This is a genomic window from Actinokineospora terrae (assembly GCF_900111175.1).
Taxonomy (GTDB): domain Bacteria; phylum Actinomycetota; class Actinomycetes; order Mycobacteriales; family Pseudonocardiaceae; genus Actinokineospora; species Actinokineospora terrae.
This window is the reverse complement of record NZ_FOGI01000002.1, coordinates 28,462-43,559: the sequence shown is the minus strand read 5'-3', so window position 1 is coordinate 43,559 and position 15,098 is coordinate 28,462. Positions and strand designations below refer to the sequence as shown.

Sequence of the window (15,098 nt, the reverse complement as noted above, 5' to 3'; positions counted from 1 at the left end):
GCTTGGATGAGGGCCCAGGTCGACCCCGCGCAAGCGGGGATCTTCCGTACGCCGAGTCCCAGGGCTTGGTCACCGACTCCTCGACCCCGCGCAAGCGGGAATCTTCCTGCCTGGACGCTGACCTGTCGCGCGAGGAGATGCTCGACCCCGCGCAAGCGGGGATCTTCCGTCGCACGCCCGGTAGTAGTCCGCCGTGGTGTCCTCGACCCCGCGCAAGCGGGGATCTTCCGCACGGTGTGGACCAAGCGCGACTGGAGGCCAGCTCGACCCCGCGCAAGCGGGGATCTTCCGTACACCGCCGGTACCGCGCTGACGCGAGAGAACTCGTCCCCGCGCAAGCGGGGATCTTCCGGGCCTGCTCGGCGGCCCGGACGCCTACGTGTCCTCGACCCCGCGCAAGTGCGGGATCCTCCGCTGGGCACGCAGGGGGCATCTGTTGGTGGTCTCTCGACCCCGCGCAAGCGAGGTTCTTCCGCCATCCTTGACGGTGCCCGCCGCCACGCCACCTTCAACCCCACGCAAGCGGGGATCTTCCCGACTTCGGCACCGGGACCCACACGGCCGCCAACGCGATCCCGCGTAAGCGGAGATTCGGCCCGCGGCCAACGAAAGGCTCGCTGAGCCGCTGATGTGGATCACTCCATTATCGGTTCCTGGAAGTCTGGCGAACGGTGTCCGCGGACCGCGCACCACGCCTTGTTCCTTCGGATCAGAAAGCCGTCCTATGGTGGCCTGCTGCCACCGCTCGGGTGCCGGTGGGATCAACTACGACTGCATACAACCGGCCGATGGCACCGTGGTCAGCGCGGGCGGGCTATGGCCAGGTTCTATTCCGGGAAGGGGGTCGGGCTGCGGGAGGCCGTCGAAGTCGACGTGCTGGTACGCCTCAGCGAGCACGGCGAGCGCAGTGATCTTCGCTCACCGGTCTGACCGTCACGGTCGCCGGGGTCACCATTCCGGCCGACCCATGCACGTAGTCGTCAGCCGCGCGCGGCTCCGCGATCCAGACGACGTCCGCGCCATCGCCATCATCCCCGCTTCCGATGCCCGGCTGCCGCACGCCGCTGACGCCTCACGCCGAATTGGTCGATGACCGACAACCCGAGGACTCCTGACAGCCGCCTCCACGCTGGGAATAGGGCCGTTACGAGTTCCGGCCCGTCAGCGAAGAACCCGGCGCGCCGTGGTCGGTGTGGTCGCGCGCGCCTTCTCGCACAGGCGTTGGAACGCGGGCCTGGGGATCTTCTCGCCGTTCAGGCCGGTTGTGTCAGGGCTGGGGTATTCCAGCCTGTGGTGGTCAGGGGTCTGCCGTGGAGGTAGGCGTGGATTCCGGTGAGGGGGTAGGGGATCACGTCGGGGAGTGCGGTGAGGGGGAACCAGGCGATGTCGGAGCATTTGTCGGGTTCGCGGTTGTAGGGTTCACCGAGCCAGTGGTGGGTGGTGAAGAAGAGGCCGAGGCGGGGGGTGGGGCCGGAGTCGGCGACGTGGGCGGTGTGTATGAGGTGTAGGTGGTCTGGGTTGATGATGACGCCGACTTCTTCGTGTGCTTCGCGTGCGCCGGCGGCGGGTAGTGATTCGCCGGGTTCGAGCTTGCCGGAGGGCAGGTGCCACAGGCCCGCGCCGTAGTTGCCGCGGCGTTGGGTGAGGAGCACCTTGTCGTCGCGTAGGAGCAGGACGTGGACGTCGATGATGGTGTGGCCGGGCATTCGGGGTGGTTCTCCGAGCAGTGTCGGTGGCGTGGGACACCGGGAGGTTACGCGGTCGGCGTGGCGCTATGCGGGTGCGCGATGAGGTATGTCACCCAGGTGGTGATTCGTTGTGCGACGGCCAGCGGTGTCAGTGCGCTGGTGTCGAGCGTGGCGATGGGCCAGCCCTGGGCGAGGAGTCGGTCGGTGGTGTCGCGGTAGAGCGCGAGTTCGCGGCGGGTGGTGTCACGGCCTTGGTGGAAGCGGTCGTGGGCGCCGCGGCGGGCGACGCGGGCGGCGGCGATGTCCGGCTCGGCGGTGAGCAGCACGGCGAGGTCGGGGCGGTCGGCGGGGGCGTTGAGGGCGGCGATGTAGTCGAGGGGGACGCCGTCGATGCGTTGCAGGACGTAGGAGGAGGGCACGTAGCGGTCGCAGAGCACGATGACGCCGTTGTCGCGGTGGGGTCGGATGACGGTGTGGAGGTGGTGGTGGCGGTCGGCGGCGACCAGGCAGGCGAGGGTGTGGCCGCGGTAGGTGTCGGTGTTGTGGCGGGCGAGTGCGCCGATGGCGTCGTGGGAGGGCTGGGTGGTGGCGTGGGTGTGGTGGCCGTGGTTGCCGAGGATGCGCTCGAGTAGGCGCACGGTGGTGGTCTTGCCTGCGCCTGCGGGTCCGTCGACGGTGATCAGCAGACCGCGGTGGGTCGGGGTCATGCCACTGTTCTTCGGTCGTGTTGGCCGCGGGTGAGGGTGATCAGCGCGGTGCGGACGTGTTCGATCGGGGCGTCGCTGAGTTGCAGGTTGATGCTGAAGTTGAACTCGTCGCGTTCGCGCATGGATTCCTCGACGCCGTCGGCGGTGAGGTCGACGGGCTGGTAGTCGAGGAGTTGGTCGGCGGTGTAGGCGCCGGTGGCCATGAGGCGGGTCCAGTCGAGGGTGCCGGGGTAGGGGCGGTACTCGAAGACCGAGGCGCGGAACCGGCCGGGCAGGGGGTCGGTGAGGTCCCACAGGTCGTGGACCAGGCGCACGGTCGTGTCGATCTCGGCGCTGGTCTCGGTGGGGAACCCGAGGATGAAGTAGCCCTTGACGTCGATGCCGCGTTCGGTGAGTCGCCGCACGACCGAGCGGGCGGAGTCTGGGGTGACGCGTTTGTCGATCATGGTCAGTACGCGGTCGCTGCCGGACTCGATGCCCAGGGCCACTTCGCGCAACCCGTTGCGGGCGAGCAGGTCGAGGGTGGTGTCGGGTTCGCGGTGCAGGACGTTGATGCGGCCGGTGGCGTCCCACTGTGCCCAGTCGCCGACGCGCTCGGTGGTGAAGGTGCCCATCATGGGGTGGATGACCCGGCGTGCGCCCAGGAACAGATCGTCGACGAACCGGAACGCCGTGACCCCGGTCCCGCGTAGCTGCTGCAGTTCGTCGATGATGTTGTGTGGGTCGCGCACGCGGATGCGGACGTCGGGGTTGGCGGCCGCGGCGGCGCCGCAGAAGCTGCACTGGTAGGGGCAGCCGCGGGCGCCGACCATGGCGGCTTCCCACCGTCCCCGGTCAGGGTGCGGGTCCTGGACGAGGTAGCGGCGGTCGACGAAGGGCAGCCGGTCGATGTCGGGGGACAGGTGGTGGCCGTTGCCGGGTCGTCCTCCGGTGACCGGGGTGCGCAGGATCGGGTCGAGCCACATCACGCCTGGCAGTTCCGCGCGGGCGTGGTGGTCGTCGAGCAGTCGGGCGACGCGGGTCTCGGCCTCGCCGATCACCAGCGCGGCGCAGCGGGCCATGCGCGGGTCGGTGAGGATCTGGGTGGGCATCGCCTTGGCGTGGTGGCCGCCGACCATGAGTTTGATCGCCGGGTCGAGCCCGGCGGCGATGGCGGCGCTGATCGGGTAGGTCGGGGCGAGCAGGTTCAGCCCGACCCAGCGTGGGGCCAGGGCGTTGATGATGTCGATGGTGGCGCCGATACCCAGGCCGTGGGCCTCGGCGTCAAGGACACCGACGTTGAAGCCGTGCGTGGCGGCGTAGGTGGCGTTGTAGGCCATTCCCAGCACCGGCAGGGTGAAGTCGTTGACGCGTGGGCGGATGTCGTAGTCGCGCAGGGGCGCGTTGACGAACAGCGCGTCCAGTTCGCGGGTGGGGTCGGCCCCGACGATGGGGCTAGGCGGTGGCTCCTCGGGCATGGCGGACTCCCCAGGCGAGGGTGAGCAGGGTCAGGTCGGACAGGTGGTCCCCGGTGATGTCGCGCCAGTGCGCGGCGAAACCGCGGTCGTCATCGGGCCAGGCATGGGTGGGCGCCAGGTGCGCGGCCCAGGTGCGGACGGCGAGGTCGGAGTGCGGGTAGTAGGTGAAGTCGCCGGTGTGGTCCGCGACGGTGGCCCCGGCCGACCACGGCCCGATCCGTGGCACGGCCTGCAGCGCGGTGACCAGTTCCGGCGCGGTCATCTGAGCCCAGTCGTCGGCGCATTTGCGGTACCAGTCGGCACAGGCCCGCAACACCCGGCGGAAGAACTTCAGGCCCACGCGCGCGAACTCGGCGTCGGACAGCGCGGAGACCGTGTCGGGATCGGGCATGAGGAAGACCCGACCGGCGGCGGTGTCCACTGCCAGGCCATGGGCTTCGCGGAAACCGCGGTGCAGTTTGCGGGCCTGGTCCGCGCGGATGACCTGGCGGATCGCCGAGGTCGTCAGCGCGTCCCACAGGTCCGGGTTCCGCACCCGCCCGACCGGACCGTCGGCTCGCAACGGAGCGACGATCTCCTCCGGTCCGCTGGCCCCGGCCGGGTCGACGATGTCGATCACCGGCGTCGGGGCGCCTCCGGGCGCGACCAGGTCCACGGTGTGGCCGTGACCGGTCTCGGTCGGCACGCCGATGACCGTCGCCACCGTCTCGCCCGTCCGGCACGCTCGTACGCAGCGCCCGTCCGGGGTCGTGGTCCAGGCGGGATGATCGAGCATGAGCGTCGCGTGCGGCATGGGATCCTTCCACGGTCGATGAACCGGGACATTCTCCTCACCACACCTCGGGGTCCTGCGAGCGCGGGCGTGCCACCTTTTGCCGCCAGCACGTGGTCATGGCCCGGTCGATGCCAGCAGCGTGGTCACCTGATCCTCGTCGAGCTCCACAGTGACCGGTGTGAACGGCGTCAACTGCACGGCGAGGTGCCGGTCGAGCAAGCCGTAGCCTCGCGCGTCGTTGGGGACCTCCACCACGTCTCCTGCGGCGGCGACCGACGGCACGTCCTGGTAGAGGCGCACTCTCATGGGTTGGCCACACCTCCTTCGGTCAGACACCCCCCGGTGGTCACGGCCGCCGACCACGTCGGGGGACAGGTGGGGGACACTGCGGTGAGCCGAGATCGACCCGGTCAGTAATAGATTACGGCCGAGCGGTATTCCTGGCCAGGGCAGTGGTGCCCGCCGACCGGGTGAACCGCGCCGCGACAGGAGGTGACATGGCGCTCTCGACCACTCCCACCGTCATCAGGAGGTACCTGGCTTTCGAGCTGCGGCGTCTGCGTGGAGCCGCCGGGCTCAGCCAGACCGACGCGGGTCGACGGCTGGGCACGGCCCAGAGCCGGATCGCGCACTTCGAATCCGGACGCAACGTGCCCCGCCCACCCGACATCGAGGTCCTGCTGCCGTACTACGGGGCACCCGATCTGGTCGATCACCTCCGCGCCCTCGTCGTCGGCCTGCGCACCGCGGGGCCGGTCGTCGAGTTGGACACCGCCTCGATGCCACTGCCACCCGGGTTCGACATGTACGTCGCCCTCGAGCAGGGAGCCAGCCGCGTGTTCACCTACGACGCCGTGGTGATCATGGGCCTGCTGCAATGCCGCGCCTATGCCACCGCGGCAGTACGCGCCCACACCCCCGACATGCCCGCCGACGAGGTGGAGGCGGTGGTGAAACTGCGCCTGCGGCGACAGGACGCGCTCGACCGCGACACCATGGCGCCAAAGGTGGTCGCGGTCATCGACGAGGGCGTGCTGCGCAAACACGTCGGCGGTCGGGCCGTCGCCGCAGAACAACTCGGGCACCTGCGCGAACTCGCGGAACGCGACAACGTGACCATCCTGGTCCTGCCCGCCCACGCGGGCGCGCACCCAGGCTTCCACGGCGCCCACATCCGCCTGGAGTTCCCCATCGACCACGACCCGGGCGTGGTCTACCTCGAAGACCTGTGCAGCGGACGACTGCGCGATGATACTGACGAAATCGACCGATACACCGAGGTCGAACGCCGCCTGACGAAACTGGCGCTCCCAGCCGATCAGTCGGCGGCGATGATCGACCGCATCCGAGAGGACATGTCGGCATGAGCGAGACCTGGACCTGGCGCACGTCCACCCGGTCCGCGGGCAACGGCGCCTGCGTCGAGATCGGCACACACCGCGACACACCCATGATCGGCGTCCGCGACAGCAAACTGAGCGACGACAGCCCGATACTCATCATCACCCCGGACCGATTCGCCGCGCTGACCAAGGACATGAAGGCAGGACGCTTCACCGTCCTGGACTGACCACCCCCTGTCGGTCCAGGTCACACAGCGGCCCGGCCACCCTGACCTCGGCCACGATCGTCCGTGCCCTGGCCCCCGGGCTTCACCTAAGCATCCCTGCCCACGAACTGCGCCGCTGCGGTCACCCAGGCGACCTGCGTCGTCGGGCCTCCCGCCTCGAGCGAGTCCATACAGCGCACCATCCGCGCCACCCTCGGACTGCTGTCGCTCGGTCAGCTACCCCCGCCGCGCGGGTAGCCGGACACTGCTGGATCCCAACACGGCCAACGACACCTCGGCCGCGATCTGCGTTGCCCCGATCTCGCTCTTCGCCACCTGTTAGCCTTCCACGCAAGCAATGGGCGGCGCTACCCGGATTGTTCGATGTGGTCGGTCATCTAAGGTACGAGCACAGCCGACCGCCGCTTGGTCTGGCGCAGTGGGAGAACCTCGTGCGACCGAATGGGCCGCCTACGGTGAGGCCACGTCTGGTAGCCAAGACCGCAGACGACTGCGGCGCACAGCCGCGTTCTCTTTTATGATATCGGAGATCACCGCCCACCGGGACCGGTGACGGGGCGTCCATCGAGCACTCAGGCAGGCTTCCTCCGCGCAGGTGGCTCCGGCGGTCCAGGGCTCGAATCGGCTACCGCTGGCCACAGCACTGGGAGCATGGGGCGCGGTTCAGGGTCCTGTTGATCAGCCGGCAACGGCCGCTGGGTTGGAGGAGCTGTCGAACGGACTGCTGCGGCCTGCTTGGTGCTACTCCCGGTGGTGAACTCGAAAGTCAAGGCCCCAGTGTGGACCCGTTCGAAGTGTGGCCGTTGCGTCTGGTCTCGTGATGGCGTCGCCATCACGAGGTCACGACGAACTTGGCGGTCCGTTCGATTCGTCCACGAAGGTGTGCTGAGTCCTTGCCCGGGCGCTGATGACAAGCCGCGATTGCCGCCTGTACGAAGGTCTCGCGAGTAATCGGCTGGTCGGCCTCAACACGACTTCGGATCGCTTCGTCAGCAAGTGTCTGTGCGCGGCTGGCGGCGAGCCCGCGGACGGACACAAGGACCTCTGCCAGCGCGGAAGCCACCTTCGCTGCAGGATCAGACAGATCGACCAGCGTGATCCTTGCGCCGTCCTGCTCATCGGCTCTGGAAGGCGACGGTCCGGTCGTGCGGTTTGAGCCCAGGTCGGGCTTGTGCGATCGCGGTGTTGGAGCGGGCAGCAGATCGGGTTGCAGGCCGCGGAGCAGGTAGGGCACGGCCGACTTGGTGGCTGCCTCGATGGTCAGGCGGCAATGGCGTTTGACCTCGGTCTCGCTGAGGGAGTGGCGCTCATGGGCGGCTTGGACCGCCGCTGCCAATTGGCGTACCTGCCCAAGGCTGGGTCTCTTGTGGCGGCCGAAGTTCAACTCGACGACCAGGGCCGTGGCCCACTCGGCCGGTTCTGCCTGTTCGTCGAGGAACTCGTTCGGTCCGTCCGTCGTCGTGCCTGTCCCCTGTTGATCCCCGAGTGACACATCGAGTGCCGGCGGACGGAGTGAGGGAGGACGGGTTCCCGAAGGACTGGTTTGGGACTCTCGTAGAGCCCCCGTGTCGAGACTTGCAGAGCCCCCGCTGACGGCTCTTTCAGTTCCCCCGTCACCTACTGCGAGGTCTCTCTCAGAGCCTCCGTGGTCGAGCCCCGGCTCGGGGACAGCGGGAACCACCGTGTGGCGAACGGACCTCGTCCGGCGCTTTGGATTGGGTACTCCTTTGTCCGCCCTGGGCGCGCGCTCAGGTGCCGAGCGTAGGTCCGGGCGCGACTCGGCTGTCAGCGCCGGACGGCCCGCGTCGACTGCCTCCCGGTTGACCGAGCCCAATTGCTCGGGGGAGTACCACGAGAACGGGACCATCAGATCCCAGACCACAGGTCGTCTGTCCGCCCGGATGTGGGCGACCAAACGTTGGTCACCTCGCTGGATGAGTCCTCGGGACTCCAGTGATCGCAGCCGCCGCTTCACTGTCTCGGTATCGCACATCGCCGTTCGGGCAATCGTCGGCTTGGACGGATATGCCGCCCGGCCATCGCTGTGCGCGTGGTTGGCCAGCTTCATCAAGATCAGCCGCTCGTAGGCGTCGGCCACCGGCGCCGACTCACTGGCCCATTCGGAGACGAGAAAGCTCATGCCGCGCGGCCTCCGCAGATCCCGCGACGACGCCGGTGGTTGTGCTCGCGTCTCAGCAGTCCAACTGGGGCGTGGGGTCGCTTCACTGACCGCATGGTCGGTGAAGTAGTGCCCCTGACTACCGTTGTCATCGGTCCTCAAACTCCATCATGAGACCAGCAGGCAACGCGGATCGCCGCCATGGTGCATGCGTGGTCAGTGGCCCCCGCTACCGTGGTTCGGCAGGACGTCCAAGGCGCAGCAACGTCACATTCGGCGTGTGGTTGGTTCGGGGCACGGTGACTTCTCTGGTGGGTGGAGAGTCCCGGTTTCGCACGGATCTCGTCGGACGGCGTCCTCGCCGTTCCCCCGTCCTCCGCGCGAAATCACACAAAGGCGGGCGCGGTCCGCGCTGCAGTCCGAATCGGCGAGCACCGACCGGCCGTCTCACGTCCGTCGGCGAGTTCGCTCGAGGCTTCTCCATGTCATGACCCCTCTGAACCAACGACGCCGCGGGAAGTGGCCGACCAAGATCGAAACTTTGCGGCATGAACGCCCCGTCCGTGTTGAAGTGCTGGTCAACGGCAGCGCAGACCTGGGTCCGGTGCCAGCGGCGCGAGCCGTGAGAGGAGGTAGACGAGCGCTGCGGCGCCTTGTTGGGCACCACGCCGCCGCCGATGACCTGGAGTTGGTCCACGCAGGACAGTCCGGGGACATCGGTGACGTGGCCTTCCGGGAGTCCCATCATCCACTCGGAGAGGGCGGGGTTGAGCACTGGTGATCCGGTGCGTCCGGTGATGGTGGGGAAGGGGGCGGCACGTCCGAGGACGCGTTCCCAGTGCTGGATGGCGGGGGCGTATCGACCCCAGCGCGGATCACGCCGGTCAGGGTCTGTCCCTCGTGGCGTGGCCAACCTCGGCTGGTGTTGAACAGGCCGCGGCTGTCGGCGACGGTCGGTGTGGGGAGCAGGGCTGTCACCGCGGAGGGGAGCATCGGGTCCCCGCTGCTGCCGCGTTGGCGGGGGCTGCCCTTGGCGCCGTCGGAGGCGCGTGGGGTCGGCAGCAGGTGTCCGAGTCCGTCGAGGCTGGGTCGTCGGGTCGCCCCGGTCGAGGGGGAGCGGTTCGACCCGGCCCGGGTCGTGGTGGATGTGGGCATCAGGGGTGTGCCGGGTGGGCGGGTGGACGAAGTCGGTCCAGCGCGGCGGGGTCGTCGGGTCGGTGGGGGTGGCGGCGATGATGACGCGGTAGCGCTGGTGGGGGGGCGCCGATGTCGGCAGCGGCCAGGCCACACCACGCCGCGTCATACCCGATGTCGGCCAGGTCGCCGAGTACGGCGCCCAGTGCCCGCAGGGCACGGTCCGGTGGGGTGTCTCCCAGACACGTCGGGCACCGTTCCACCGGGCCAGGGGGTGTTCGTCCACTGAGGACTCCTCTCACGTTCTCCAGCACGACCAGTCCGGGGTGCAGGGCGGTGATGGCGCGGGCGACCTCGGTCCACAGCCCGCTCGGGGTGCCGGGTTCCAGGCCGAGGCGTGTCCCGGCCAGGGACAGGCCGGTGCAGGGCCATCCGGCGGTGAGCACGTCGACCGGCTCCACCCGGGTCCAGTCGATGGTGGTGATGTCGCCGTGGTTGGGCAGGGTGGGGTGGTGGTGGGCGAGGACGCGCGCGGCGGGTTGGCGTGGGCGTGGTCGTCGCGGGGTGGGTGGGTTGTGTTCGGCGTACCAGCGCAGTTCGGTGGGCAGCACGGCGGCGGTGGCCATGTCCAGGCCGCCGTAGCTGGTGCACAGGCTGCCCAACCGCAGCCGCTGTCTGACGGCGCGGCGTGGGCGGGTGCGGGGTGGGCTTGTCGCGGCCCGGCCGCTCGGGCGGGTGGACGCGCGCCGTGCTCGGCCGCCGGGGTGTGTGCTCATCGCAGCGGCCAGGACGGTGTCGGCGCGAACGGTTCGTGCGGTTGTCGCGGTGGGCGGCCGCCTCGTGGGCGGTGGTGGCGGCCGGTTGTGGCGAACAGGTGGAGGGCCGCGGCGGTGGCGAGCGCGGCGGTGGTGGGTAGTCGGTCCGGTCCGGCCCAGGTGATCACGGCGCCGCCGAGCAGCCCGCCGAGGCCCATGCCGAGGTAGATGACGCTGCCCGCCAGGGCGAGCAGCAGCGGTTGGGTGCCGCGGTCGGCGAGGGTGTCGAGCCGGGCGTTGAGCGGGGGTGTGGTCGACCAGGCCGCGGCGCCCCACACGGTCACGGCGGTCATGGCGGCGGCGGGGTGGTGGCAGTGGGGGAGCAGCAGCAGCGCGGCGAGGCTGGTGGCGGTGGCGGTGATCAGGACGGGGCGGGGGCCGAGGCGGTCGGCGAGGTGTCCGGCGGTGAGGGTGCCGGTGGCGGCGCCGAGTCCGTAGGCGGTGAGGTAGGCGCTGGTGGGGCCGTCGAGGAGCACGGCGAGGTAGGGGTAGACGGTGCCGGTGCTCGTCCAGGCCAGCAGGGCGCCGCCCAGGACGCCGCCGACGCCGGGGCGGGTCGCGGCCGCGACCCGGTCACGTATCCCTGCGGCGGGTGGGGCGGGGAGGCGGGGTGCGGTGGCGGCAATGACGAGGGCCGCGGCCGCGCACAGGGCGGTGACGGTCCAGAGGGCGGGGCGGTAGCCGGTGGCGTGGGCGAGGATGGCGACGCCGGGGACGCCGATCAGCAGGGCGCCGGTGAGCCCGGACAGCACGATCGCCATCGCCCGGGCGCGCCGGGCCGGGGTGCTGGTGGCGGCGGCCAGGCCGACGGCGATGGCGGTGGTCATGGCCGCGCCCAGCGCGGTGAGCACCCGCCCGGCCAGCAGGACCGGGTAGGTGGGCGCGGCGGCGGCCAGGGCGTTGCCCGCGGCGGTGACCGTCAGGCACGCCACCAGCAGTCGGCGCCGTTCCCACCGGCCGGTGGCCACGGCCAGCACGGGCGCCGACACCGCGCACACCAACGCGAACACGGTCGCGAGTTGTCCTATCAGGACGATGGGGGTGTGCAGTTCGGCGGACATGATGGGCAGCAGCCCGGCGACCGCGTGGCCGCTGGTGCCGACGGCGAGGGTCCCCAACGCCAGTCCCGCCGCCCCGCCGCGCCGTGTCGGGGTGAGCGGCCGCGGGGATCGGGTGGTCGTGTCGGGTGGGGCGTGCGGCTTGTCGATCACGGTGGTCATGGGGTGCGGGCGGTGATCGCGGTGAGCACCGAGTCCACGACCGCGCACGGGTCCACGCCCGGGAACAGGCCGTTGGTGACCGACACTCCCGCCACGCCGTGGGCGAGGCGGGCCAGCCCGACGCATCCCGGCCCGGACTTGGCGTCGTCGACGCGGGCCTGCAGCCCGGGTTTGCCCGACCAGGTCTTGGCCACCGACCCGGCTCGCGCGGCGGGGTCGGCGTTGAGCCGGGTGCCCCAGACCACGCTGGTGAGGAAGTACCCGCCGACCGGGCCCCCGGCGGCGCCGTCGGTGGGGATCCGGATCGTGCCGACGCCGTCGAAGGCGCACCGCACGTCGAATGGGTCGTCCTTGCCCGGGGAGCGCAGCGCGGGCGGGTGGGGTTTGCCGTCGGTGGGCCGCACCGCTGGTGGGAAGTCCTGCCAGGTCACCGAGCACGGGTCGAACGGGGCACCGACCTGGCGGGCGTCGCGGGGCCGGTCGAGGTCGCCGAGCACGATCGCCCCGGGTGCCCGCCCGCCGCGCCGCTGCTCGACCCCGTCGCGCGCCCCGTCCTGGTCCCGGACTTGTCGGCCGGGGCTGGTGTGTGGTGGGCCGGTGACGCCGGACCCGACCGGGCCACCGACCCGGTCGGCCGTGGAGGTGTCGGTGCAGGCGGTGGTGGCGGTGAGGATCAGCGTGCCGGAGATGATCGCGGCCAGCGTGGTGCGTGGTGCCATGGGTGTCCCCTGGGGGTTGGTCGGGTGTCAGCGGATGAGGGCCAGGACGCCGTCGGCGGCGCGGACGGCCAGTGGGCACTCGGCGGCGGAGACGGTGACGACCTGCACCGCGGCGCGCGCCCCGTCGCGGGTCTGGTCGGCGCGGACGGTGACCGTGTCGTCGGCCACCACGGCGAGCTCGCAGGTGGATCCGGCGGCGGCGGGTCGCCGGGTGCTGACGCCGGGGCGCCCGGCGACGGTGACGGCCACGTAGCCGGGGGTGGCGTTGTCGAGCAGGGCGCGCGGGTCGATCGCCATCCCCAGCTCCACGGTGAGTCGGGCGCCCTTGCCCGCCCCGGGCTGCCCGGGTTCGCCCTTGGTGGCCAGCAGGGAGCAGCCGTGCGGGTGGGGCAGCGACGCCCGCACCCCCTGCCCCAGCTCGGAGGCGACCGAGGTCAGGCCCGCGCACGGGTCGAGGTCGGCGATCCGCAGGGTGGGGGTGGTGAGCTTGTCGGCCCGCAACGCCGGGGCGTCCCACCACTTCCCGGCCTCCGCGAGGTAGGCGCGGGCCACCGCGCACGGCGTCTGGGGCGCCGGTGCGGTGGCCTCGTGGCGCACCAGCAGTTCCAGCGCGGTGGTGGGGCCGAACCCGCGCACCATGCGGCAGGACCGGCCCTGTTCCGCGGTGGAGGCGGGCGGGATCTCGGTGAACTCGATCCCGGCGATCACCTCGGGCGCGACCCGTTGGCCGCGGTCGGCGCCGACGGTGGCCGTGAGCCGCCACGTCGGCAGCCGCACCGCGGTGTCCCCGGCGGACAGGACCAGCTCGCAGGCGTTGAGGTGGCGGCCGGGGACGAGTTCGTCGGGTCGGGCGCCGGTGACCCGGGCCGCGGCGGCGGGGTCGTGCAGGGCGCAGGGGTCGATGCGGCGCATGAGCGGGTAGGCGGCGACCTTGTCGGCCTGCCCGGGCATGGCCGCGATCCCGGGCGCCACTTGTGGTTCCGGTGTCCGGGACCCGGGCCGGGAGGGGGCGGTGACCGGGGTCCGCCCGGACGGCACCGCCCCGGTGGCGGCGGCGTCGGGTGGGGGTTGTGGCAGGGCGGTGCCGGGGATCGGGGTGGAGCAGGCCGCCACGGCGGCGGCGAGCAGCACGGCACCGGCGGCGAGCGCACTGCCTCGGAACGTGAGCAAGGTTGTCCCCCTGGGGAAGTCGGTGGTGGCGCGGTGTGGATCAGCGGACGAGGACGGCGGTTCCGGCGGGGGCGCACTCGATGAGCACCGGCATCGCCTCCGGCGGCACCAGCACCGAGCCGTCGCTGCCGGCCAGCCCGAACCCGGTGGTGGGCCAGGTATGCACCCCGACCGCGGCGATCCCGGCGCCGTGGGCCAGGTGCGTGGGGTGGTGGGCGGCCAGCACCAGGGCGAGGTTCACCAGGCCGCGCGGGATCTCGATCGCGCCGAGGACGACCGTGCGCCCGCGCGGGGTGGGGTGGGCGGGTGTGCCGACCCCGGCGGGCCAGGTCACCCGGTTCGGGCCGCAGTGCAGGGTCACGGCGCGGGCGCGGGTGTCGACCACCAGGTGGTTGTGGTGGGGCACCACCACCACGCGCTCGTCGAGCGCGACCCAGCCGACCGCCCCGTCGGGGTGGGTGGGCAGCAGCACCCGCGCCCACCCCGGACAAGCTCCCACCACCGGCAACCACGTGGGCAGACCGGCGAGCACCTCGACCGGCAGTTCGGCGAACGGGTCGCCCTCGGGCACGCGGTGCACCGGCACCGGCACCAGCGGCGTCAGCCGCGCGGGGTGCGGCAGGGCGTGCGGCTCGGGGTCGCGGGGCGCGCCGGGCAGGGCCGCGGCCCAGGACGCGGCGGGCAGCGGCGTGTCGACGAGTACGAGGTCGCCGTCGCGGCCGGTGCTCACACCGCCCCCGCTCGCGCGGCGCGGGCGATGACGTCGGCGGCCAGGACCACGCTGTTGGGCGCGCGCATGCCGGGCATCAACGGGTCGAGCAGGTCGCGCGCCGCCTCCGGGCCGGCCACCCCGGTGCCCAGGACCCAGACGATGCGGGGCAGGTGGCCGCTGCGGCGGATCGCGTACAGCTCCCCGGTGCGGGCCACCCAGCCGATCGCCCAGGGCCCGGTGCGGTCGACCCCGCTGTGGGGGGCGAACGCGGCGGGGTCGTCGTCGTCGCCGTCACGGCGCCACGCCAGTCCCCACCACTCGACGCCGTCGATCCTGCGCCCGCCCCAGTCGGTGGCGGTCGCGCGGCGCGGGTCGGCGTCGAGATAGGCGGACTCGCCCGCGAAGCAGACCACCCCGGCGGGCGGTTCGGGGCCGCGCCGCCACCCGTGGACCGCCTCGTGGAGCCATCCGCCGGTGGGGGCCAGGTCGATCACCCAGGCACGCAGGGTGGACAGCATGTGCCGGGCGTTGGCCACGCGTCGACCGGTGGCCCCGTGGTGCTCGATCGCCGCGGCCACAACGTCGTCGAGGTGGCCGCGGCGATCACGCGCTGCCCCAGCCGGCAGGGCGCCGGGTTCCCCGCGCACGGCGCGCAGTCGCAGCTGCGCCTGGCCGAGCTCGAACGACAGTGCCGCGACCACCCGCCGCAGCCGGGTCTCCAGGGCCAGGATGTCCACGGCCGGCACCGTCGACAACCCCACGCCGTCGCTGCCGGTCAGCAACAGCGCGAGGGTGGCGGGCACCGGCGAGATCCGCTCGCCCAGGCGCAACGCGGGCCCGTTCGGGCCGTGGTGCCATCCGGCGTCGTCGTCGTTCAACTGTCCTCCCAGTGCGCAGGGCCGCGGCCGCCACCCTGGGCGGCGGCCGCGTTCCGGTTGTGAGACAAAGGGTTCGCCGTGCGGGATGCTCCACACGGGACATTCAGGGGTGACGCGGGCTCGACGTGCGAGGC

14 protein-coding genes, 1 pseudogene and 1 CRISPR repeat array are annotated in these 15,098 nt (G+C 71.7%); of the genes and pseudogenes, 2 read left to right on the top strand and 13 right to left on the bottom strand.

The genetic code is table 11. From position 1 onward, the window contains the following. Positions 1-18: 18 nt before the first annotated feature. Positions 19-352: a CRISPR direct-repeat array (repeat unit 29 nt; unit sequence CTCGACCCCGCGCAAGCGGGGATCTTCCG). Between the two features lie 901 nt (positions 353-1,253). From BMY07_RS03630 to BMY07_RS03610, 5 genes are all read right to left on the bottom strand, one after another. Beyond that, a complete protein-coding gene (locus tag BMY07_RS03630; protein ID WP_092775008.1) occupies positions 1,254-1,706 on the bottom strand; it encodes an NUDIX hydrolase in 453 nt (150 codons plus the stop codon). 47 nt (positions 1,707-1,753) lie between these two features. Then, positions 1,754-2,395 carry a dTMP kinase gene (gene tmk / locus BMY07_RS03625; protein ID WP_092775007.1) on the bottom strand — a complete coding sequence of 214 codons (642 nt, stop codon included), beginning with the start codon at positions 2,393-2,395 and terminating at the stop codon, positions 1,754-1,756. Then, a complete protein-coding gene (locus tag BMY07_RS03620; RefSeq protein WP_092775006.1) occupies positions 2,392-3,852 on the bottom strand; it encodes a B12-binding domain-containing radical SAM protein in 1,461 nt (486 codons plus the stop codon). Before BMY07_RS03620 ends, tmk begins: the two co-directional genes overlap by 4 nt. Further along, complete coding sequence (locus BMY07_RS03615) at positions 3,830-4,645, bottom strand: DNA glycosylase family protein (RefSeq protein WP_218150585.1); 816 nt, start codon at positions 4,643-4,645, stop codon at positions 3,830-3,832. Before BMY07_RS03615 ends, BMY07_RS03620 begins: the two co-directional genes overlap by 23 nt. Before the next feature lie 96 nt (positions 4,646-4,741). Then, positions 4,742-4,933 carry a hypothetical protein gene (locus BMY07_RS03610; protein ID WP_143073332.1) on the bottom strand — a complete coding sequence of 64 codons (192 nt, stop codon included), beginning with the start codon at positions 4,931-4,933 and terminating at the stop codon, positions 4,742-4,744. A gap of 191 nt (positions 4,934-5,124) precedes the next feature. Between BMY07_RS03610 and BMY07_RS03605 the strand changes: the two genes are divergently transcribed. After that, positions 5,125-5,994, top strand: coding sequence for a helix-turn-helix domain-containing protein (locus BMY07_RS03605; protein ID WP_092775004.1), 870 nt, complete (start codon positions 5,125-5,127; stop codon positions 5,992-5,994). Then, positions 5,991-6,197, top strand: a complete 207-nt coding sequence (locus BMY07_RS03600) for a DUF397 domain-containing protein (RefSeq protein ID WP_092775003.1) — start codon at positions 5,991-5,993, stop codon at positions 6,195-6,197. Before BMY07_RS03605 ends, BMY07_RS03600 begins: the two co-directional genes overlap by 4 nt. Before the next feature lie 832 nt (positions 6,198-7,029). Here BMY07_RS03600 and BMY07_RS35170 read toward each other — a convergent pair. From BMY07_RS35170 to BMY07_RS03570, 8 genes and pseudogenes are all read right to left on the bottom strand, one after another. Then, positions 7,030-7,689 (bottom strand): hypothetical protein, encoded by a 660-nt coding sequence (locus BMY07_RS35170; RefSeq protein ID WP_245782181.1) that lies wholly within the window; start codon positions 7,687-7,689, stop codon positions 7,030-7,032. 453 nt (positions 7,690-8,142) lie between these two features. Then, positions 8,143-8,337, bottom strand: a pseudogene (locus tag BMY07_RS36135) (helix-turn-helix domain-containing protein); the annotation flags it as partial. 1,133 nt (positions 8,338-9,470) lie between these two features. Further along, positions 9,471-10,226 (bottom strand): DNA cytosine methyltransferase, encoded by a 756-nt coding sequence (locus BMY07_RS34770; protein WP_218150584.1) that lies wholly within the window; start codon positions 10,224-10,226, stop codon positions 9,471-9,473. Beyond that, positions 10,223-11,485 carry an MFS transporter gene (locus tag BMY07_RS03585; protein WP_177215422.1) on the bottom strand — a complete coding sequence of 421 codons (1,263 nt, stop codon included), beginning with the start codon at positions 11,483-11,485 and terminating at the stop codon, positions 10,223-10,225. The genes BMY07_RS34770 and BMY07_RS03585 overlap by 4 nt, the downstream gene beginning before the upstream one ends. Then, a complete protein-coding gene (locus BMY07_RS34100; RefSeq protein WP_177215421.1) occupies positions 11,482-12,204 on the bottom strand; it encodes a hypothetical protein in 723 nt (240 codons plus the stop codon). The genes BMY07_RS03585 and BMY07_RS34100 overlap by 4 nt, the downstream gene beginning before the upstream one ends. A 27-nt stretch (positions 12,205-12,231) precedes the next feature. Beyond that, entirely contained in the window at positions 12,232-13,374 is a 1,143-nt protein-coding gene (locus BMY07_RS03580) for a hypothetical protein (RefSeq protein ID WP_092775000.1), read from the bottom strand. Positions 13,375-13,414: 40 nt separating this feature from the next. Further along, on the bottom strand, positions 13,415-14,104 hold the full coding sequence (locus BMY07_RS03575) for a L,D-transpeptidase (protein ID WP_092774999.1): 690 nt from the start codon (positions 14,102-14,104) through the stop codon (positions 13,415-13,417). After that, entirely contained in the window at positions 14,101-14,964 is an 864-nt protein-coding gene (locus BMY07_RS03570) for a hypothetical protein (protein WP_092774998.1), read from the bottom strand. The genes BMY07_RS03575 and BMY07_RS03570 overlap by 4 nt, the downstream gene beginning before the upstream one ends. Positions 14,965-15,098: the final 134 nt, after the last annotated feature.